At 66.0% G+C, this 17,762-nt stretch carries 16 protein-coding genes and 1 tRNA gene; 10 read left to right on the top strand and 7 right to left on the bottom strand.

Annotated features, from left to right (window positions below; genetic code table 11):
• Positions 1–35 precede the first annotated feature (35 nt).
• The 3 genes from ACVCNR_RS11855 (at position 36) to ACVCNR_RS11845 (ending at position 2,024) form a co-directional block, all read left to right on the top strand.
• Positions 36–752 carry a GntR family transcriptional regulator gene (locus tag ACVCNR_RS11855; RefSeq protein ID WP_354194723.1) on the top strand — a complete coding sequence of 239 codons (717 nt, stop codon included), beginning with the start codon at positions 36–38 and terminating at the stop codon, positions 750–752.
• Positions 753–949: 197 nt separating this feature from the next.
• A complete protein-coding gene (locus ACVCNR_RS11850) occupies positions 950–1,159 on the top strand; it encodes a hypothetical protein (protein WP_447074948.1) in 210 nt (69 codons plus the stop codon).
• Between the two features lie 97 nt (positions 1,160–1,256).
• The gene (locus tag ACVCNR_RS11845) at positions 1,257–2,024 is read left to right on the top strand and encodes a Crp/Fnr family transcriptional regulator (protein WP_354194719.1); all 768 of its coding nucleotides are present in this window, start codon (positions 1,257–1,259) and stop codon (positions 2,022–2,024) included.
• A gap of 279 nt (positions 2,025–2,303) precedes the next feature.
• Here ACVCNR_RS11845 and ACVCNR_RS11840 read toward each other — a convergent pair whose 3' ends face one another.
• Complete coding sequence (locus tag ACVCNR_RS11840) at positions 2,304–6,566, bottom strand: cytochrome P450 (protein ID WP_447074947.1); 4,263 nt, start codon at positions 6,564–6,566, stop codon at positions 2,304–2,306.
• A 103-nt stretch (positions 6,567–6,669) separates the two neighbouring features.
• A complete protein-coding gene (locus ACVCNR_RS11835; RefSeq protein WP_447074946.1) occupies positions 6,670–8,448 on the bottom strand; it encodes an adenylate/guanylate cyclase domain-containing protein in 1,779 nt (592 codons plus the stop codon).
• Positions 8,449–8,489: 41 nt separating this feature from the next.
• On the opposite strand from ACVCNR_RS11835, the gene ACVCNR_RS11830 reads away from it, so the two are divergent.
• Complete coding sequence (locus ACVCNR_RS11830; RefSeq protein ID WP_354194713.1) at positions 8,490–8,672, top strand: hypothetical protein; 183 nt, start codon at positions 8,490–8,492, stop codon at positions 8,670–8,672.
• Positions 8,673–8,682: 10 nt separating this feature from the next.
• Here the strand turns inward: ACVCNR_RS11830 and ACVCNR_RS11825 are convergent.
• Both ACVCNR_RS11825 and ACVCNR_RS11820 read right to left on the bottom strand, forming a co-directional pair.
• A tRNA-Arg gene (locus tag ACVCNR_RS11825) sits at positions 8,683–8,759 on the bottom strand.
• A gap of 147 nt (positions 8,760–8,906) precedes the next feature.
• On the bottom strand, positions 8,907–10,388 hold the full coding sequence (locus ACVCNR_RS11820; protein WP_447074945.1) for a sensor histidine kinase: 1,482 nt from the start codon (positions 10,386–10,388) through the stop codon (positions 8,907–8,909).
• A 266-nt stretch (positions 10,389–10,654) separates the two neighbouring features.
• Here ACVCNR_RS11820 and rpmH point away from each other — a divergent pair, with 266 nt between their 5' ends.
• From rpmH to ACVCNR_RS11790, 6 genes are all read left to right on the top strand, one after another.
• Entirely contained in the window at positions 10,655–10,789 is a 135-nt protein-coding gene (gene rpmH, locus ACVCNR_RS11815) for a 50S ribosomal protein L34 (protein WP_083867726.1), read from the top strand.
• A 14-nt stretch (positions 10,790–10,803) separates the two neighbouring features.
• Positions 10,804–11,157 carry a ribonuclease P protein component gene (gene rnpA / locus ACVCNR_RS11810; protein WP_354194708.1) on the top strand — a complete coding sequence of 118 codons (354 nt, stop codon included), beginning with the start codon at positions 10,804–10,806 and terminating at the stop codon, positions 11,155–11,157.
• An 8-nt stretch (positions 11,158–11,165) separates the two neighbouring features.
• Positions 11,166–13,010: a membrane protein insertase YidC gene (yidC, locus tag ACVCNR_RS11805; protein WP_447074944.1), complete on the top strand. Its 1,845-nt coding sequence runs from the start codon at positions 11,166–11,168 to the stop codon at positions 13,008–13,010.
• Positions 13,011–13,170: 160 nt separating this feature from the next.
• Entirely contained in the window at positions 13,171–13,614 is a 444-nt protein-coding gene (locus ACVCNR_RS11800; RefSeq protein ID WP_354194704.1) for a Fur family transcriptional regulator, read from the top strand.
• 226 nt (positions 13,615–13,840) lie between these two features.
• Positions 13,841–14,035, top strand: a complete 195-nt coding sequence (locus ACVCNR_RS11795; RefSeq protein WP_447074943.1) for a hypothetical protein — start codon at positions 13,841–13,843, stop codon at positions 14,033–14,035.
• 360 nt (positions 14,036–14,395) lie between these two features.
• Positions 14,396–14,884, top strand: coding sequence for a GNAT family N-acetyltransferase (locus ACVCNR_RS11790; RefSeq protein ID WP_447074942.1), 489 nt, complete (start codon positions 14,396–14,398; stop codon positions 14,882–14,884).
• A 6-nt stretch (positions 14,885–14,890) separates the two neighbouring features.
• Here the strand turns inward: ACVCNR_RS11790 and ACVCNR_RS11785 are convergent, their stop codons facing one another.
• From ACVCNR_RS11785 to ACVCNR_RS11775, 3 genes are all read right to left on the bottom strand, one after another.
• A complete protein-coding gene (locus ACVCNR_RS11785; protein WP_354194773.1) occupies positions 14,891–15,259 on the bottom strand; it encodes a YbaN family protein in 369 nt (122 codons plus the stop codon).
• Positions 15,260–15,608: 349 nt separating this feature from the next.
• Positions 15,609–16,844 (bottom strand): phenylacetate--CoA ligase family protein, encoded by a 1,236-nt coding sequence (locus tag ACVCNR_RS11780; RefSeq protein ID WP_447074941.1) that lies wholly within the window; start codon positions 16,842–16,844, stop codon positions 15,609–15,611.
• A 50-nt stretch (positions 16,845–16,894) separates the two neighbouring features.
• Positions 16,895–17,746 (bottom strand): ABC transporter ATP-binding protein, encoded by an 852-nt coding sequence (locus ACVCNR_RS11775; protein WP_447074939.1) that lies wholly within the window; start codon positions 17,744–17,746, stop codon positions 16,895–16,897.
• Positions 17,747–17,762 lie beyond the last annotated feature (16 nt).

The raw sequence follows: 17,762 nt of genomic DNA, 5'->3' as shown, positions 1-17,762 counted from the left end.
TCGACTATGCGGGGCCGTATTTGTCTGATCTTTCAATGCACTCGCCCATCTATCGTGCAGTTGCGTCACAGATTGCCGACCGAATCGCTTCCGGCACCTGGCCGGCGGGAACGGTGCTGCCTGCGGAAACGGCGCTGGCGCAGGAATTCCGTGTTTCGGTCGGAACGGTTCGTCGTGCCCTGGGAGAATTGACCGCCGAAGGATCGCTGGTGCGGCGGCGCAAGACCGGCACGGTGGTCACCGGGCGTTCGCCAAAGCACAATCTGCGCTTCTACTTCCACTATTTTCGCCTGCACAAGCGCACCGGCGAAATGCAGAATTCGATTCCGCGCATCCTTGCCGTGACCCGTCGCACCGCCACTTCGCACGAGGCGCAGACGCTGGGGATCGGCGCGGAGGAGGACGTCGTCCACATTCACCGCGTGCGCGAGGTCGAAGGCCGCCCGGTCATGCATGAGGAAGTCGTGATCCCGGCGGTGCTGATCCCGGATTTTTCGCTGGAGAAAGAGAAAATACCGGAACGGCTCTACCCGATGTTCTGGCACCGATACGGGATCAAGATTTCAGCCATCCGCGAGATGATCGAGGCGGAACTGGCCACCGAACAGGACTGCCGGTTCTTGGACCTGAGCGCGCCTGCAGCGGTCCTGGTGATCAATGAAGTGGCCTATGACGAGCAGGCCCGGCCCATCTTGATGAACAGCCACCGGGCGACAACAGCAAACGACGTCTATATCAACGAGATTCAATAGGACCGCTTCCTTCAGCGGCTGGCCGGGCACATTTTGAGGGCGGCAGTCATAAAAATCTCAAATGTGAGGCTTTTCATAGTTCCAGCGCCCGTATCCGGCGGATGATCCGGCGCTTCCTCGGTCCCGGGCCGGGGAGCGTCCAGGGAAAACCGAGGTGGAACATGCGAATTACCGTCAAGCCCGCAAAGCGGGAGGGCATGCCGAAACGAATTTTCGAAAGCGAGCTGACCAGCAGCGATTTCGACGGGGCCAACGGCAGGGAGGTGATCATCTCCGTCACCGCCGGCCCGATCTATCAGAAGGCGCGTTATCAGGACCGGTCGCAATATCGCTACGACATCGTGCTGACCGCAAAGGAAATCGCCGCCATAGCCGGCGCGATGAACTATGCCGCCTCCGCCGGCTAGGGCCGGTCGCAGCCGGTTTCATTGCCGAACGTGGCGGCTTGTCTCCATGGCCCTTTGTCTGGCAATGTGACGGAGCGCGGGGAAGGCGGCGCCTGTCATGGACAGAAAGAGTTTTTTCGCCGACAAGATCGTGTGGCTGGATGCGCACCGGCCGGCCTCCAAGCGTGCGAGCCTCACCAAGCAGGGCGTCGCGGCCGCGGCGGCCGGCACCGTCGACCGCAGCTTCTCCGACCGCGATCTCTTCGAGCTCCTGTTCCACAATTGCACCGCCGAAAAGATGCCGGCCGGCCGCCACCTGTTCCTGCAGGAGGACCGCTCCGACCGCGTGTTCGGCCTCATCGACGGCTCGGTCGAGATTTCCATCTATTCCATCGACGGCCAGAAGCTGGTGGCCAATGTCGAAACGGCGCCGAACATCATCGGCGAGATCGGCGCGCTCGACGGCGGCCTGCGCACCGCGACCGCGATCTGCCGCACCGATTGCATCATAGTCTCACTGGAGCGGCAGCAATTGCTGCGCCGCATCGAGGACAGCCCCCTGCTGGCGCGCTCGATGCTGCGCCTGGTGTGCCGGCGCGTGCGCTGGGTCAGCGAGTCGCTGGGCGACCAGGCCTTCCTGAACATCGAGGCACGGCTCGCCAAGCGGCTGCTGCTGCTCGACCATATCCTGGCCGACCCCGCCGGCTGGATCGCCATCTCGCAGAGCGAGATCGGCGAGTTCCTCGGCGCCACGCGCGAGTCGGTCAACAAGCTCCTCACAGGTTGGCGAAGCCGCTCGCTCATCGACGTGCGGCGCGGCCACATCAAGGTCACCAATGCGCGCGTCCTGCGCAAGCTCGCCGCCGACGACGACGATACTTTCTAGGCGAATTGATAACCCCACCCCTTACCCCTCCCGCAAGGGGGAGAACAACGTCGCTTCCGTCACGTCGTCATCCCGGCCAAGGGAACGTCGGCGACCGCGAGCCGGGATCCATGCCGGTCGGATGGCGATCAGCCGCTGTCCGGTCTTGCCGGCAATGGATTCCGGACAGCCTGCCTTCGCTTCGCTGCGGCAGGCTTCCGGAATGACGATGAAGTATTTGCCGGGAGCAGATCAGGTCCGCAGAGGGGATGAAAGACGCCTCCGCAAAATGATCCGGAATCAATCCAGTCTCGACAGCATGTAGCGCAGGGCGGACCGGCTCGGCAGGAAGAAATAGCCGCCGCCGCGCGTGGTGACGAAGGACGGCATGCCGTTCAGCGCAATCGCCCCTTCCCATGTCGGGATGGCGAAGCGCCCGACCGGATCGCCCGCCTCGTCCACCATCTGGTTGCCGATCAGCGGGTCCTTCTCGCCGCGCAGCCCATGGAAATTGCCGGCCGCCATCCAGGTCTGCTGGATGAACTCGTACTGGCGCTCGATCGAGGCGTTGACGCACATGAACAGCAGGCCCTTCTCGGTCCCGGCATCTGCGGCCGCTGCCGAATAGGTGCGCCCCACGCGCAGGATGCGGTGCCGCCTGGTGATGCGTATCTGCGTGTCGAGATCGGTGTTGAGCGAAGCGCGCGGATTGGAGCGGCGCACATGCGCGCCGAGCGGGCATCTCAGGCCCTGCGGGTCCTCGGCGCCGAAGGTGAAGTCGTTGTCGGGCGAGCGCCCTGCCGGCTTTTCCGGATTCTGGATCAGGGAGGAGCCGTCCTTCCAGCGGCCGACGATGCGGGCGGCCACCCAGTCCGGCGCCACCGGCTTGCCGGTCAGCTCCGAGACGTCGCCGGCCGCGTGGCGGCAATAGTCCTCGAAGCGCTCGACATGCTGCCAGAGCTGGCGCACGACCATGAAGCTGCCGTTGCGGCCGAAATCGTGCAGCGGCGCCTTCCCTGCGGTGATGCTGCCATCGGTCCCGATCGCCCGCAGGATGCCGAGCGGATCGGCCCTGCCCGGCACGGTCGGGCTCGGCGGGTAAAAGCCGTGCTCGTCCCGATAGCCGAACAGGAACTCGCCGGCATTGACGAGGTGCATGGAATGCACCGGAACGCAGGCCTCGCGGCCGGTTCCCCGGATGACCGGCTGCGAGATCCCGTCGGCAAAACCGAACTGGTCGTGCACCTTGCGCTTGCAGCCATCGGCCGCATCGGCGCGGGCGCCGATGACGGTGAGGTCGAGGCGGTGCACGATGGGGATGCCCGTATCCCGGGACGCCGCCTCCAGCATCGCGACCATCCCGTCCAGCACTTGCGGGCTTTCGGCATAGCAATTGACGACGGCATCGACCGGATTGCCCTGCGCGCCCCAGAGCCATTCGCCGGGATCGTTCGGCCCGCCATCGTCGAGCACGCGGCTGCGATAGGGACTCGACATGCCCTGCCTGAAGGCGAGCGGAAAGCTTTCCAGCGGATCGTCGCCCCCGGCTTCGTCCAGCCCCAGACGCCTGAGACCGTCCGGCCCGAACAGCGCGATCATGGCGCTGTGGGCCGGCGGCGCATCGCCGAAGGAGAGCTTCGCCACGATGCGACCGAGCCATTCCCGCCGCCCGGCGACATCCGTATCCGGCGGGATGTGGAACGCCAGCATCCGGCCGTGCGACAGGCGGCCCATCGGCCCGAACACAATCGACTGGATCTCGCCCTGCTCCAGCATCTCCTCCGGCACGGCGTCGGGCAGCAGCAGGCGTTGCAGCCGGTTGAGCCGGGTCCAGGGCTGGCGCTCGGTGGAGGAGAACAGGCTGATCCAGTCGCGCGCCTCGCTCAGCCGCGCCGAGCACAGGCCCTGCCGGATCAGCGCATTCTTGCGGATATGGGTGGTCGAGAGATGCGGATAGGCGCTGTACCAGAAGCCGGTCGGCACCTGCTGGGTGCGCGCCCAGCGCTTGAAGCGGTCGCCGTCGCGCGCGCCGTGGAAGAACAGGAAGCGCGTCGGCGGAAAGCCTTCGGTGTTGCTCCACACGCCGGTCAGGCCCTTGGACGCCTTGGTGATGAAGTCCTCCAGATAGCTTTCCCAGCTGCCGCCGTAATTGCTGAAGAATGCCAGCCTGTCGGTGCCCGGAATGCAGACCCAGCGCGCGAAATGGATGGTGCCGATGCTGGACAGGAAGCCGGGCCGGAAGATGTGGGTCGCGGCAATGGAGATCACATAGAAGGTGAACCGCAGCAGCATGCGCCGGAACACCCCGGGCTTCAGCGTGGACACCGCCGTCATGTGGTTCTGCAAACCGCGATCTTCGCGCTGCTGCAATTCGACCAGGCGATCCAGCGAAATGGATTGGGTCGAGGCGACCGACGCCTGCTCGATGCGGCGCAGCCAGATCAGCATGAGGCCGAGGGCGAAAGAAAGCGTCGTCAGGATACCGAGGCCAGACAGCACGAAGGCGGTGCCCGCGCGCAGCAGGAAATGCGGCCAGGCCACCGTGGGATAGAAAAGCAGATAATAGGTCAGCGCCCAGCACAGCGCATAGACCGTGCCGACCGTGAGGTAGACGGGGCGGGCCAGAAGCGTGCGCCGAAAGGCGCTCCACGCGCCCTTGGGCGGATCGTCCAGCATGCTGGGAGCGGGCAGGAATGCCCACTGGAACGATGGATCGGCCCGCAGCCTTGCGCGCACCTCGTGCAGCACGGCAGCGGCATCGTTGCCCGGCCGGGCGGAAAGCTCCTCCACCATCCGCATCGCCGTCTTGGCCAGCTGGTCCTCGCGCAGGATGCGCTCGACGCTGTGGCCGGGCGTACCGCCGAAAACCAGCCCGTTCAGGCTGCCGAATATGGGCGACACGTCCGGCGCGTGCCGCTCCATGAACGCCACCGGATCGTTGCCGACCGGATCGGCCGAGAATTCGAGGAATATCTGCCCGGTCCGGTCGCCCAGCGCCCTGTCGAAGGCGGCGAGAACCGCGTGCCTGTCTCCGTCTCCCGACATTTCCAGCACCAGATGATGGGCAGGCATTCCATCCTCGGTCGCGCCGGTTTCGATGACCGACATCGAGGCGAAATGAACGGTGCCGACGCCATCCAATGCCTTGCGCACCTCGGCAGTCGACGGATTGCCCAGCGCATCGAGCCGCGCCTGGACCGTTTCCCTGGGCGTCCCGGCCTTCACCGGCACCATCACCGTGACCATGGATTGCAGGCCCACGGGGTCGAACTGGACCATCAGCCGGTCGGGATAGGGACCGAGCCGCACGAGCTTGCCTTTCCTGCCGCCGGCGCGGCGGAAACCCTGCCGGGAGAACAGGGCGCGGAAGCATTCGGCCGTCTGCACGCGCGCCAGCGCAGCACCGATGCATTTGTGGATGCCATGGCCAAAGACCAGCGTTTCGCGATCCGGCCGCTCCGGCCTGAAACGGTGCGGCTGTTCCACCGCGCGGGTATCGAACATGGCCGAGCGCGTCGCCGGCCAGATGACCGTATCGGCCCTGACCGTATAGGGTTTGCCCCTGCCGCCCCCGATCTGGCGTTCTTCCCGCGCATAGCGCCACGGGCTGATCCAGATCGGCTTGAAGCGCATCGCCTCGACGATCGCCCGGTCGAGCCGCGCGTCGTCCCCGGCGGCGACTGCCGCCGCCACCTCATCGAAGATCTCGCGGCGCGACAGCACCACATCGAGGCAGTTGCCGCCGCCCAGCAGCGTAGTCGGCCCGAAGCCGGTGATCATGCCCATCATGATCGCATGGACGTCGCCCCGCCCGATGCGCCCCTCCAGCATCGCGCCGACCAGCCGGTCGAGTGGCCTGTCGCGCGGCGCGCCCTCGCCGAGAACCGCGTCGATGGACCGGTCGATGGCGGCGCGCATGTTGCGCGAGGCGGCGATGGCCAGTTCCCGCACCGTGCGGCTGGCCGTCGCATCACCGAAGAACAGGGTGCTGAGCACGATGTTCCAGTCGGCGAACTCGCCCTCGTCATCGACCTCGATGCCGTAATAGTCGCGGCAGATCGCCGAGGAGACGACGCGGAACAAGTCGCCGGCCGCGTTGAGCTGCGTGTCCGCCGCCGCCACGACCTCCCTGGCGCGCCGCGCCGCGATCGGCCGCACGCGCTCCTCCACCTCGCCGGGCGGAAAGGTGCCGAGCACCACAGACTTCAGGCGCCGGTACTCTTCCCCGTCCGTCATGCCGAGGATGAAATTCGTCCCGCCGGCGAACTCGACCATCTCCGGCCCGTAGGGCGTCTCGAAATCGGCCTGCCGCTCCAGCACCTCGCGGACGTCGGCGTTGCGCGTCAGGAGCACGAAGCGGCCGCAACGGAAACGCGGCAGAAACGTCCTGAACAAGCCGAGCCACCAGTCGGGATGCTCGAACAGATAGCCGACCGCCCGCGCGATCAGGCCCTTCGAGCGCAGGCGCCGGATATCGAAGGGCGGAACCCCGGCGTCGACGGGAAGCTCGGCCTGCGCCTTCGCCAGGCCGTGGAAGTATTTCGGGCTGCACTTGAACACCATGGACCGCCCCTTCGAGCCGCTGTCCCAGCAATCAACCTTTCGTCACGTCGTCTCTGTGAAGCACCTCACACAAAGGGCATCACCTTGCTGTGCGCTGGCCGGCTCAGGCGTCGGCGAGCTGGAAATTCTCGATCATGCCTTCGTTGACCGCCTTGTCGCGGAAGGGAATCCATTCGATCCATTTGCGCTCGAAGTCGGGATGGCGGGCATGGAACAGGCGCGCCTCCTGCCGCGCGTCCGCAAGGCGCCCGAGGCGCGCCAGCGCACCGGCCTTGAGATAGCTGGCATAGAAATAGTTCGGGGCAAGCGACAGCGAGCGGTCGGCCGCCTCGACCACCGCCGGCCAGTTGCGGGCGATGGTGTGGGCCGCCGCCAGTTCCCCGAGATTGTGGAACAGATAGGTCTCGAAGGGGCTGAGCCGGATCGCCTCGGTCAGGTGGCGGATGGCCTCGCCCGGCTCCAGCAGCAGCCCCCTGGCGCTGCCCAGCCCCGTATGCGCCAGCGAGAAGCTGGGATTGATGTCGATGGCCTGCCGGCACAGATCGATGGCCGATTGCGGCCGGGCCTCGAGTATCTCCACGAAACCGAGATAGCAGTAGGGACGCGCGTCGAGGCTGTCCATCAGCAGCGAGCGTCGCGCATAATTGGCGACGATCCTGAGTTCGTCGCGGTCGGCGAAGTTCAGCCAGGCCTTCCACAGATGCCACCAGGCCAGCTCGTTGAGCACGGCGCTCGAATTGGGATCCTCGTCATAGGCCTGCCGGAAATATTCGAAGGCACGCGCCGTGTCGTCCGAGGAACGCCGCTGCATGTGCCAGCGGCCGCGCCGCAGCAACTGCCAGGTCGACAGCGATTCCGGCGGGACCTGGAAGGTGCGGACCTGCTCGACCCGGTCGACCTCGCGCTCCAGCCGCGAGACGATCTCGCCGCCCAGGTCCCGTTGCAGGCGCTGCACCTCCTTGAGGCCGCGCTCATAGCGCCCCGCCCAGATGACGCGCGAATTGGAACTGTCGGCCAGCGACGCGCTGAGGGCGATCCGCTCGGCATCGCCCGACACCGAGCCGGAGACGATGTAGCGCGCCCCCAGAAGCAGACCGATGGCAGCGGTGGTGAGCGCGGGGTCGCGGAACTGGAAGCTGGAATCCCTGGCGATGACTGGGACCGAGCGCGTGTTGGCGACGCCCAGCAAGATGTCGTCGGCGATGCCGTCGCACAGATAGGCCAGCGTGGGGTCGCCGGTCAGGTTCTGGAACGGCAGCACGGCAAGCGCCGGCAGCTCGTCGGTGCTGCCGGTGGCGTGCGGCGGCCCGCGCCCGGCGCGCAGGTCCATCAGCGGGCGCGGGGCGACGTTGCGGCCACCCGGCTCCGACACGAAGACCCGCACCGGCATGGCGATGTTCTTGAGCTGCAACGGCCCGAGATCGGTGAAATGCAGGTCGAATTGCCGGTTGAGCTGGGAATGGGCCGTATCGGCCAGCGCCACGCCGCCATAGGGCGAGAATTCCTGCACCCGGGCCGCGATATTGACCGTGTCGCCGAAAACACCGTCGTCGCGGATCATCACCGGCCCGGCGCTGATGCCGGTGCGGAACGGCATGGCCCGCTCCGGCCCGGCGGCCGCGTTCGCCTCGCCGATCGCCTCCTGGAAGCGCAGCACCGCGCCGAGCGCGACGATGGGATTGCCGAACACCGCCATGATGCAGTCGCCGGCCGTGCCGAAGATGTTGCCGCCGGCGCGCTCGACGGTCGCGACGATCAGCTCGCGCCGCTCGTCGAGCAGCCTGAGCGCCGCCTCGTCATCGATGTGCATCAGCCTGGAAAAGCCGACGGCATCGGCCGAAACGACGGTCGCGATCTGGCGCGGATGGCGATGTTCACGCATGGACCAAGCCCGTCCCCCAAGCCTGTCCTGAAGTTCCATGCATGACTTTGGCCGAAGATACCGGCCGGGGCAATATCCTCTTGCAACCGGAAAGCAGACGGGACCGCTTTCAAAGCGGCCAGGGAGGCCTTTTGCGTCGGTTGCAAACCACGCCGATGGATGCGTTCGGCAGCGCACGACGGGGCAACAAGCCCGAAGGCGAACCGATCGATCACGATGTCTGAAGGAGTTAAATGGCGCGCCCGAAAGGATTCGAACCTCTGACCCCCAGATTCGTAGTCTGGTGCTCTATCCAGCTGAGCTACGGGCGCGCAGTGGGCCGTTTTGGGCGGCCCGGCGTCCGGCTTTCGGGGCCGGCCGCGAACGTGCCGCTTCACTAGCGACTGAATTCCGGAAATGCAAGCCGGCATTTGAAAGTTTCTTCACGCCGTCCACCGGACCCCGGTCGCCGCCGGCCGTCAGCCGTGCTGACGCAGGCCGTCCGACGCGCGCCCGAAAGGCAGAGGCCGGTCGGCGATGGTCACCGCGAAGGTGGTGTTGCCGCTGTCGCTGGCCACCAGCTCCAGCGTGCCGCCATGGGCGCGCACCAGTTCCTGCGCGATGGCGAGGCCAAGCCCGGTGCCGCCCTGCCGCGCGGCGCCCCGGAAGGCCGAGAACAGGTTTTCCCGCGCCCTTGCCGGCAGGCCGGGGCCGGTGTCGCTCACCACGATGCGGCACACGCTTCCCTGCCGTTCGGCCGAAACCGTGAAGCGCCGCACGGTCACCTTGTCCGGCTCCGCCAGCATGGCCTGCACCGCATTGCGGGTCAGGTTGGTCAGCACGCGGAAGAGCTGGTCCGGATCGGCGTCGATCTCGAATTCAGGCGGCACCGCATTGACGAAGTCGATGGTGCTGTCGGCGCCGGCGATGTCGCGCAGATCCTCCACCAGCGGATTGAGCCGCACCAGCCTGCGCGCCGGCGGCGCCTCCTGGGTGCGGCCATAGGCGAGCACGCCTTCCGAATAGGAAACGGCCCGGTCCAGCGCGCGCAGCAGCCGGGGCGCGAAGGACTGCACGGTGGGGTCCTTCGACATGGCGAGCCGATCCGAGATGAGCTGGGCCGAGGCCAGCATGTTGCGCATGTCGTGGTTGATCTTGGAAACGGCGAGGCCGAGATCGGCCAGGTGCCGGCGCTCGGCCAGCATCTTCTGCAGCCTTTCCTGCATGCGCGAAAGTTCGCGCTCGGCAAAGCCGATCTCGTCGGCGCGCTCGATGGGGCTGATGATGCGCGTCGGGTCTTCCGGCGCCTGCGAGAAGGCCAGCATGGAGCGGGTGAGCCGGCGCATCGGCCGCACCATGACGCGGTCCATGGCCGCATAGACCAGCATGGCGGCGAACACCGAGATCAGCAGCGACAGGAAGGCGACGTTGCGCGCATAGGTGAGCATGGCGGCGCGCAGGCCCTTGTCCGACATGATGAGCTCGAACTCGCGCCCGTCCTCGCCGGCCGGCCCGTAGACGCGCAGCATCCTGCCGCCGCCGTAAAGCAGCGTGTCGAGCGCGCCGGTGATCTCGCCGAACATGCCGACATTGGCCATGTCGATGTGCTTGTCGACTTGCGGCGGCATGTCGGCCACCACCAGCAGGCGCGAGACGCCGCCATCGGTGACGGCGATCGCCTTGGCGCCGATGGCCATCAGCACCTCGTCCTGCGCCTCCCGCGACAGGGCACCGGGATCGCCCTGCACCAGCACGATGGAGACGGCGGCGGCGGTCGCCAGGCGGTCGCGCAGCCAGCTTATGCGATAGCTGGCGACCGACGGCAGGAAGATGAAGGTCTCGGCCAGAAGGACGAAGATGACGGTGAGCAGCAGGAGCTTGGTGGACAGGCCGCGCGCCAGCGCAACCGTGGGCCCGGCCGACTCCGGCGTCTCAGGCGGGTGCTGTTCCTTTTCCGTCATGCTTTTGCGGTCTTCCACGGCATATCGCGCTTGCCGGTAGGATAGACGAAACGCGGACATCTGTCTGCCATGGCGGGCCATTCGAAGGCCATGCGCCGATTGACTTCGCCGGCCTCAATCCATATAAGCCCGCTCACGCTCGGGCCTGCCCTCCCGGCGCGGTTTCGGTCGCGCCACGGGTTTTGGCCACGCCGCAATGGCCGGGCATAGCTCCTGTCGCATCGATGGCAGAATCAAGAAGGGCCGCACACCGCGGTATTAAATAAATGAAGCGTACCTACCAACCCTCCAAGCTTGTCCGCAAGCGTCGTCACGGCTTCCGTGCGCGCATGGCCACCAAGGGCGGCCGCGCCGTGGTCGCAGCCCGTCGCAACCGTGGCCGCAAGCGGCTGAGCGCCTGACGGAAACGAGTTCGTTGCCCGGCGCAGGCAAGCCTTCGGGAGCACAGCCCGGGCGGCTTCTCAAACGCGCGGAGTTTCTGGCCGTGCGGCGCGGTGAGAAGCGCCGTGGACGGCTTTTCCTCGTCGAGGTTCTCGACCGCGGCGACGACAAGGCGCCGCGCGTCGGCTATACCGTCACCAAGAAAGTCGGCAACGCGGTTGTGCGCAACCGCGTCCGGCGGCGGCTGAAAGAGGCCGTGCGCACCCATGCCGCACATGACATGGCGGCCGGCAATGACTATGTGATCGTCGGGCGCGAGGATGTGCTCGGCGCTTCCTTCGACCAGCTCAAGGCCGAGCTTTCCCGGCGGATCCGCGGATCACGATAGGGTTCAGTATGGAAAACAATCGCAATTTCTTCATCACCATTGCGCTGTCGGTGCTGATCCTGGTGCTCTGGCAGGTCTTCTACATGAACCCGCGCATCGAGGCGCAGCGCGAGGCGGCGCGGATCGAGGCCTCCCGCCAGGAGAGCCAGCAGACGCAGCAAGGCGCCGACGTGCAGGCACCCGGCCAGACCGCGCCCGGCCAGACGGCACAGGGTCAGGGCGCCCCCGCCGACGGCGCCGTTCCCGGCGGCGGCATTCTCGGCGAATTGAATACGCCAGCCAGCCGCGAGCAGGCGCTGGCCGGAACGGCGCGCGTGAAGATCGACACCCCGAGGGTCCAGGGATCGATCAACCTCGTCGGCGGCCGTCTCGACGACCTCAGGCTCAAGGACTACCGCGAGACGGTCGACAAGACCTCGCCCGAGATCGAGCTGCTCAATCCCGCCGCCCAGCCCAACGGCTATTATGCCGAGATCGGCTTCGTCGGCAGCGAGGCGACCGGCACGGTGCCGGGCCCGCAGACCGAATGGACCGTCGAGGGCAATGCGACGCTGACGCCGTCCACCCCGGTCACGCTCACCTACACCAACGAGAAGGGCGTGATCTTCAAGCGCACCTACTCGATCGACGCGAACTACATGTTCACCGTGTCCGACACGGTCGAGAACACCGGTCCCAGCGACATCACCCTGTTCAGCTACGGCCGCGTGACGCGTTTCGACAAGCCGACCACCGCCTCGATCTACGTCCTGCACGAAGGCCTCATCGGCGTGACCGGCGAGGAGGGATTGCAGGAGCATAAATATTCTGCGGTCGAGGAGGACAAGCAGTACACGCCCGGCAAATCCAACGACGGCTGGCTCGGCATCACCGACAAGTACTGGGCGGTGACGCTGGTGCCGACGGCCAAGCAGGCGTTCCAGCCACGCTTCGCCTATTTCGAGGACGGACGCCCCCGCTACCAGGCGGACTTCCTCAGCGACGCCATCCCGGTCGCCGCCGGCCAGTCGGCCACGGTGGAATCGCTGGTCTTCGCCGGCGCCAAGGAAGTCGCGACCATCAATGCATATGAACAGGAGCGGGACATCCGCCGCTTCGACCTGCTCATCGACTGGGGATGGTTCCATTTCATCACCAAGCCGATGTTCTGGCTGATCGACACGCTCTACAAGATGCTCGGCAATTTCGGGCTGGCGATCCTCGCCACCACCGTCGTCGTCAAACTCGTCTTCTTCCCGCTGGCCAACAAGTCCTATGCCTCGATGGCCAACATGAAGAAGGTGCAGCCGAAGATGATGGAAATCCGCGAGAAATACGCGGACGACCGGATGAAGCAGCAGCAGGCGATGATGGAGCTGTACAAGACGGAGAAGATCAACCCGATCGCCGGCTGCTGGCCGGTGCTGATCCAGATCCCCGTCTTCTTCGCCCTCTACAAGGTGCTCTACATCACCATCGAGATGCGGCACGCGCCGTTCTTCGGCTGGATCCACGATCTGGCGGCACCCGACCCGACCTCGCTGTTCAACCTGTTCGGCCTGCTGCCCTTCGCCGTGCCGACCATGCTCCACATCGGCGTCTGGCCGCTGCTGATGGGCGTGACCATGTTCCTGCAGATGCGCATGAACCCGGCCCCGCCGGACCCGACGCAGGCCATGATCTTCAACTGGATGCCGGTCATCTTCACCTTCATGATGGCGGGGTTCCCGGCCGGCCTGGTCATCTACTGGGCCTGGAACAACCTGCTCTCGATCCTCCAGCAGGCGGTGATCATGAAGCGGCAGGGCGTCAAGATCGAGCTTTGGGACAATCTCGGAACCTTGTTCCGGAAGAAACCGAAACCGGCGGAATAGCGCCGCCGCGGACCCACATGGAAGGGCCCCCCTTGCGGGGCCCTTGCCGTTTCCGGGGCCTGCGGCAACGCCTTACTGGAAACCTCTGCATTTCCGGGTTAGGGCTATGGCGAGCGCCGGCAAGGCCTCTTCCCCAGTGAAGGCAGCGCGAAGAGCAGACATGAAATTCAGCAAGGACATCGCCGCCCTGTGCAAGGAGCACGGGCTTCGCCTGACCGAACCGCGCAAGGTCATCATGCAGGTGCTGGCCGAATCGTCGGATCATCCGGATGCGGTGGAACTGCACCGGCGCGTCAGCGAGATCAGTCCGGGCGTCGCCATCGCCACCGTCTATCGCACGCTGGCTCTGCTGGAGGAAAAGGGCGTGCTGGAAAAGCACACTTTCGGCGACGGGCGCGCGCGCTTCGAAAGCGCCGACCAGGAACATCACGACCATCTCATCAATGTCGAGACCGGCGACGTGATCGAATTCCGCTCCGACGAGATCGAACGGCTACAGGAAGAGATCGCCCGCCGGCACGGCTTCGACATCGTCAGCCACAGGCTGGAAATCTACGTCAAGCCATCGAGGAAGACGCGCAAACGCCCCGGCAAGGCTTCCTGACCGGTTTCGCGTTCCGGCCCCTTCTCCTTCCCTTCTGAATTTCCGGACCCCGCCGGCGACGATGCCGGCGGGCCGCTTTTGGTCCATCCGGCTTCCGGTGGCGTCCTTCTTGTCGCACCCGACAAAACAGCGCTTGCGGTCCGGTCGTTTTCTAGTTTAGAATCATTCTAAATTTTGATTGCAGGGCTCAACTTTAAAGCCATTTCTGAAAGAAGGAGAAAACCCCATGTCCCAGTCCGTCTCGTGCAACAGCTGCGCCTATTACGAAGACCATGTTGCCAACAGCACCAAGGTCGCCGAGCATGCCGGCTTGTGCCGCTTCAACCCGCCGGTGACGCAGCCGGAGCCGAACGCCCGCGGCCTGTGGCCGGTGGTGACCTCCAGCGACTGGTGCGGTCATTTCTCCGGAGCCCGCGGCTGATCGCAAGCAGACGCAGCTTTCCTGAAACGGCGCTTCGGCGCCGTTTTTGTTTGGCAGGGATGCGGCAAGAAAAAAGGCCGGACCCAAGGGCCCGGCCAAGTATGGAAGTTAAACCTTCCAGAGGGGAACGTGTCGGGCGCAATGGGAGGAGAACACCCGACACGCAGCCCAGATAGGCCCGCCCGGCCCGCGGTTCAAGTGTTTGTCTACTATTTTTATAGAATAAATTGCCGCACCTGCCGATTTTCCCGTTTGCCGCTGCGGCAGCCCAGCCGACCGGCCCGTTCCGGGGAGCCGCCCCGGCTTCCCAAACGGCCATTTGGGGCCTAGAGCCGTTCCGAACCGGTACGGAGAATGACCATGGTCCGTGTACGCCCCGCCACCCCGGCGGATGCCGAAGCGCTGGCTTGCATCGGCTTGCAGGCATGGCAACGCGGCATCGGCCCGTTCGTCCCCGCGCATGTGGCTGACCGCATAAGGGCGGACAATCCGTTCAGGCCGTTCATCCAGGCGCAGGGCGAAAACATCCTCGTTGCTGAAATCGACGGCAGGCCGGCGGGGCTGGGCGCCCGCGAGCACCGCGACGACGTGATCACCGACATCTGGGTGGCACCTCAATGGGAAGGCAAAGGCGCAGGTTCGGCGCTTCTGGCCGAACTGGAACGCCAGATCGCCGGCGCCGGCCATGACCATGCACGGCTGCAAGTCGCGGCCGACAACCAGCGCGCGCTGCAGCTTTACCTTGCGCGCGGGTATGAGCCGGTGTGGCGCGGCGTCAGGGCAGATCCGATCCTGCAGGTGCCGCTGGAGAAGATCGGCCTGTCGAAGCGCCTGTCGGGCCTGACCTGATACCGCTCACGACGGACGCGAAAACACATAGGCGACGCCCACCAGCATCAGCAGTCCTACCGCCGCCATCATCAGCGGCCCGGGGTTGCTTCCCAGCCAGAACAGCAGGAAGCCGAGGCTGGTCCCGGCCAGCGACATCATCTTGGCCTTTCGCGGTATGGCACCGCGCAGGCGCCAGTCGCGCAAGGTGGGTCCGAAACGCGGATGGTCCAGAAGCCACAGCTCCAGCCGCCGGGAGGATTTGGCGAAACAGGCCGCCGCCAGGATGAGGAACGGCGTCGTCGGCAGCACCGGCAGGAAGGCTCCGACGAAGCCGAGCACCACGAAGAACAGGCCAAGCGCAAGGAACAGGCCGCGCAGGGGCGCCGACACCATCGGCGGCTCCCGCTCGACGCCGCTGTCGGGCACGGGACCCTTGCCCGCCCCGCGTCCCGCGTCCGGAAACTGGGAAACGGCTCGCCCATCGGTGGGGTGGGTAGCAACGGGTGGTGTCATCGGTTGCGTCCTGCGGTCAGCCCCGCATCGCCATGCGCATCGAGGCGCACCGGAGCGATCAGCCTGTTTGCCTGAACATCGGACAGCCGGCCGTCGCAATCAAGTGGACAAATCAGCTCAACATTGAGCTTCCATCTCCCGGAGCGCCGAGCCGGAAGGGGGCGCCCGAAGTCTTTGTTTTTGGCACATGATCCTGTCCGGAAAGTCTGCAATTTTCGGGATCATGCGCTCAAGCGCCGGCCGGGCGCTCGTCGGCGATGACCTTGCCGTCATTGGGTAGGCTGCCGGGCGGCACGATCTCGACCCTGCCCTTCATCTTGGTCGAGGCTTGCAGGGCCGTTTCCAGGGCCGTCGACAGGTCGCCGCCCGTTGCGCCCGCCTCCGCCCTCAGCACCATCTGGTCCTGCTCGTCGGCGCGCGTCACCACAAGGCGCAGCCGGCCGAGTTCGGGAAACTTCTTCGCGATCGCCGCGATCTGGGCCGGGTCGACGAACATGCCCTTGACCTTGGTGCGCTGGTCGGCCCGCCCCATCCAGCCGGCCAGCCGCTGGTTGGTGCGCCCGCAGGCACTCGCGCCCGGCACGATGCGCGACAGATCGCCGGTGCCGAAGCGCAGCAGCGGATATTCCGGGCTCAGCCGCGTCACCACAACCTCGCCGACCTCGCCGTCGGCTACCGCATCGCCGGTGCCGGGGTGCACGATCTCGACGATCAGGCCTTCATTGACCACGAGGCCCGACCGCGCCGGCGTCTCGTAGGCGATGACGCCAAGCTCGGCGCTGGCATAGGCCTGGTAGGCATCGACGCCACGCCCCGCCACCTCCTGTTGCAGGGACGGGGGGAAGGCCGCGCCCGACACCAGCGCCCGCCGGAACGGATTGTCGATGCCGGCCTCGGCGATCCTGTCGAGCAGGATTTTCAGGAAATCCGGGGTGCCGAGATAGCCGGAGGGGCGCAGAGCCGCGATCGCCTCCACCTGCTGCTCGGTGTTGCCGACCCCGGCCGGGATGACGGCGCAGCCCAGCGCATGGGCGCCCGATTCCATGATGTAGCCGCCCGGCGTCAGGTGATAGCTGAAGGCGTTGTGGACGATGTCGTGCTCGCGCATGCCGGCCGCGAACAGGGCGCGCGCCGAGCCCCACCAGTCCTTGCCGTGGCCTTCCGGATCGAAGATGGGACCCGGCGAAACCAGCAGCCGCTTCAGCCTGCCGGCCGCGACCGAGGTGAGACCGGCAAAGGGCGGCGCCTTGGCCTGCAAGGCGACGAGGTCGCCCTTGCGGATCACCGGCACCTGTTGCAGCGCGGCCCGGTCGGCAATCGCATCGATGGCGATGCCGTCCAGTTGCTGCTTCACGGCCGGAGTCGTCTCCGCCACGCCGGCAAGCAGGGTGCGCAGCGTCTCGAACAGGGCTTTTTCCCGGATTTCGGGGGCCCGGGTTTCCTCGGCATCGAAATGTGCAGGCATGGGTGACATCGCTTCCGTAGAGGGGTTTCGTCCGGGCGGCGGGCGGGCTCTCAGCTCAGCCAGCGCTTGCGGCGCTTGTAGCTCTTCACGTTGCGGAAGGACTTGCGGCCCTCGCCGCCGATGCCAAGGTAGAATTCCTTGACGTCCTCGTTGTCGCGCAGCGCGTCTGCGGCGCCGTCCATGACGATGCGCCCGGTTTCGAGGATGTAGCCGTAGGTGGCGTATTTCAGCGCCATGTTGGTGTTCTGCTCGGCCACCAGGAAGGACACGCCCTGCCGGGTGTTGAGGTCCCTGACGATCTCGAAGATCTCGTCGACCACCTGCGGCGCGAGGCCCATGGAAGGCTCGTCGAGCAGGATCATCTTGGGCCGGCTCATCATGGCGCGGCCGATGGCGCACATCTGCTGCTCGCCGCCGGAGGTATAGCCGGCCATGGCGGTGCGCCGCTGCTTCAGCCGCGGGAAATAATTGTAGATCATCTCCAGATCGTCGCGGATGGCAGCGCGCCCGTCGCGACGGGTGAAGGCGCCGGTCAACAGGTTTTCCTCGATGCTGAGATGGCCGAAGCAGTGGCGGCCTTCCATCACCTGGATGCAGCCGCGCCGCACCAGCTCGTTGGGGCTCAGCCTGTCGACGCGCGCGCCGTCGAACTCGATCGAGCCCTTGGTGACCTCGCCACGTTCGGCCTGCAACAGGTTGGAGATCGCCTTGAGCGTCGTCGTCTTGCCGGCCCCGTTGGCACCGAGAATGGCGACGATGCCGCCTTGCGGCACGGTCAGCGACACACCCTTCAGAACCAGGATGACATGATCGTAGATGACCTCGATGTTGTTGACCGACAAGATCGGCCGCGCCGGCTCAGGCGCCTGCGAGGTGCGGTGGGTGGAAGCAAGATCGGACATAAGCGAGCTCCGGATT

The organism is Aquamicrobium terrae, assembly GCF_052978165.1.
The sequence above is the reverse complement of the archived record's forward strand: the minus strand, read 5'-3'. Positions and strand labels throughout refer to the sequence as shown.

Coding starts and splice junctions, on each gene's coding strand:
- ACVCNR_RS11840 (WP_447074947.1), bottom strand. CDS start 6,566: ATGGTGTTCAAGTGCAGCCCGAAATACTTCCACGGCCTGGCGAAGGCG.
- ACVCNR_RS11800 (WP_354194704.1), top strand. CDS start 13,171: ATGAAATTCAGCAAGGACATCGCCGCCCTGTGCAAGGAGCACGGGCTT.
- yidC (WP_447074944.1), top strand. CDS start 11,166: ATGGAAAACAATCGCAATTTCTTCATCACCATTGCGCTGTCGGTGCTG.
- ACVCNR_RS11855 (WP_354194723.1), top strand. CDS start 36: ATGCACTCGCCCATCTATCGTGCAGTTGCGTCACAGATTGCCGACCGA.
- ACVCNR_RS11780 (WP_447074941.1), bottom strand. CDS start 16,844: ATGCCTGCACATTTCGATGCCGAGGAAACCCGGGCCCCCGAAATCCGG.
- ACVCNR_RS11785 (WP_354194773.1), bottom strand. CDS start 15,259: ATGGTGTCGGCGCCCCTGCGCGGCCTGTTCCTTGCGCTTGGCCTGTTC.
- ACVCNR_RS11795 (WP_447074943.1), top strand. CDS start 13,841: ATGTCCCAGTCCGTCTCGTGCAACAGCTGCGCCTATTACGAAGACCAT.
- rpmH (WP_083867726.1), top strand. CDS start 10,655: ATGAAGCGTACCTACCAACCCTCCAAGCTTGTCCGCAAGCGTCGTCAC.
- ACVCNR_RS11790 (WP_447074942.1), top strand. CDS start 14,396: ATGGTCCGTGTACGCCCCGCCACCCCGGCGGATGCCGAAGCGCTGGCT.
- ACVCNR_RS11820 (WP_447074945.1), bottom strand. CDS start 10,388: ATGACGGAAAAGGAACAGCACCCGCCTGAGACGCCGGAGTCGGCCGGG.
- ACVCNR_RS11775 (WP_447074939.1), bottom strand. CDS start 17,746: ATGTCCGATCTTGCTTCCACCCACCGCACCTCGCAGGCGCCTGAGCCG.
- ACVCNR_RS11850 (WP_447074948.1), top strand. CDS start 950: ATGCCGAAACGAATTTTCGAAAGCGAGCTGACCAGCAGCGATTTCGAC.
- ACVCNR_RS11845 (WP_354194719.1), top strand. CDS start 1,257: ATGGACAGAAAGAGTTTTTTCGCCGACAAGATCGTGTGGCTGGATGCG.
- ACVCNR_RS11830 (WP_354194713.1), top strand. CDS start 8,490: ATGACTTTGGCCGAAGATACCGGCCGGGGCAATATCCTCTTGCAACCG.
- ACVCNR_RS11835 (WP_447074946.1), bottom strand. CDS start 8,448: ATGCGTGAACATCGCCATCCGCGCCAGATCGCGACCGTCGTTTCGGCC.